The organism is Neisseria sp. P0016.S008, from assembly GCF_051957775.1.
In the GTDB taxonomy this organism is placed as follows: Bacteria; Pseudomonadota; Gammaproteobacteria; order Burkholderiales; family Neisseriaceae; genus Neisseria; species Neisseria flavescens_B.
Genome location: NZ_JBQCWB010000019.1, coordinates 1 through 1,703, shown reverse-complemented (window position 1 = coordinate 1,703; position 1,703 = coordinate 1). Strand labels below are relative to the sequence as shown.

Sequence of the window (1,703 nt, the reverse complement as noted above, 5' to 3'; positions counted from 1 at the left end):
CGAACGCAGCGTTTCGGAAAGCGAAGAGCGCCGCGCGCTGATGCTGCCGCAGGAATTGAAAGGAATGAGTCAGGACAACGAAATTATCCTTTACGAAGGTATGGCACATCCAGCGAAGGTGAACAAGATTCGCTACTATCAGGATGGAATGTTCACCAAACGGCTGAGGAAGCCTGTGGCAGTGGCTTCGTTGAGGGACAAGGGCAAACTTCATACAGATGTAAATAAGGAGCAAGCATGATGCGTTGGAAATCTAAGAAGGTTATTTTATTGACAGGGGGGATTACAGCAACCCTGTTGTTGGCACAGTGTGATACGGTTACAGTCCTTACTTCCGAGATGCTTTTTCGTCCGAAAATTGTCGAACTACCTATGGGAGAAGGAAAAATTGTCAGCTATGAAGTTAACTCTTGGGTTAAGAAACCATATCTGATGATATTGGGTTTCGAATCGGAATATCAAAATTATGGTGAAGCATTTTTCAATGGCAAACTGGAAACTGTTCCTTATAAATTTTCTATAAAATGCTATAAAATAGAAAAAGATTCAGAAATTTTGTTTTATGAAAAAAATTATACCATGAAAGATTTATCCGGAATGGATGGTTGGGATTCTCAAAATCCTGATAAACCTTATGCTTGGGGTGGAAGTTATTCTCTAGGAGGATTTGATTTGTCTTACGGGAGATACCGCTGTGATTTAAAAGACGAGAGTTCGATTGAAATTAAAACATATTTAAAAGAAGCAGGTATTGCCAGAACGGCTTTTCAAATTATACCTTACAAACTTTGGTTTTATTAATTTCTAATTATCTGAAAGGAAGTTGTTATGTCTTCAGCTTATAGATTAACTGTAAAATTTGCTCCATCGGGAGCAGCATATTTTAATGATAAAACACAAAAATGGGAAACTTCCAAATGGGGGCATGTTTGGTTAGAAGCTCGCAAACCCAATGAAAGCTTGGATGAGAAACCATCATTTTCATCAGGATGGTCAACAGGGAGGAGTACAGAAACTGCTAAAGATAACATTAGTCCAGATGATTGGAAAAACTACAGAAGCAGCAAAGGAAATCTAATAAGTTCAATTACAGTTGATATTACTAAAGACCAATTTGATAAAATACAGAACTATGAAAATGCTGTTAGGGAAGAAAAAATACCAGGGTTTGGAAAAAATTACCATGCGGTTTGGGACAGTTGCATTGATTTCTCCGGCAAAGGATTGGGCTTCATTGGTTTGGCAGATAAAGATTTTGATGGAACAGCTTTAGAATGGGATCGCCCTGACAGACAAATTAAACCATTTCTCGACCAAATTGTGAAACATAAATCTAAAGATGCATCAGTAACCGTTAGCTTTCGAGGTAAAGATTACACACTAGGACATAATGAAAGCGTAGATAAATTTTGGGATAGAATAGCCCCATTTTGGTATTTGGAAAATATGACGGTGCAAGAAAATGGACAACAGAACAACCAATATTCCCAGCTTCATTCTCTTAAGATCGAAGACATGCCCCAATACGCGCAAAACATCTACCATCAGGGAAAAGAATGTTTCGTTGATTTTTGTCGACATGAAAACATCCCTTACCGTGAAGAAGATTTGGACAGGATTGGCATGTCGATGGCGGCGGCAGGTTACGCACAAGGGCTGCGCGGTGTGTCGCTGATTGATGTTGACGAACGCACCAGGGAAAT

2 protein-coding genes and 1 pseudogene are annotated in these 1,703 nt (G+C 39.3%); all 3 read left to right on the top strand.

The features are described from left to right. On the top strand, positions 1–241 hold a 241-nt coding region (locus tag ACTHS8_RS10780), incomplete at its 5' end, for a type IV secretory system conjugative DNA transfer family protein (protein WP_440373705.1). Continuing rightward, entirely contained in the window at positions 238–801 is a 564-nt protein-coding gene (locus ACTHS8_RS10775; protein ID WP_063075317.1) for a hypothetical protein, read from the top strand. The genes ACTHS8_RS10780 and ACTHS8_RS10775, both read left to right, overlap by 4 nt. A 27-nt stretch (positions 802–828) precedes the next feature. Continuing rightward, positions 829–1,703: pseudogene (locus ACTHS8_RS10770) on the top strand (hypothetical protein); the annotation flags it as partial.

Bases quoted from the DNA above. Each gene is read 5' to 3' on its own strand.
- ACTHS8_RS10775 (WP_063075317.1), top strand. From the start codon at position 238: ATGATGCGTTGGAAATCTAAGAAGGTTATTTTATTGACAGGGGGGATT.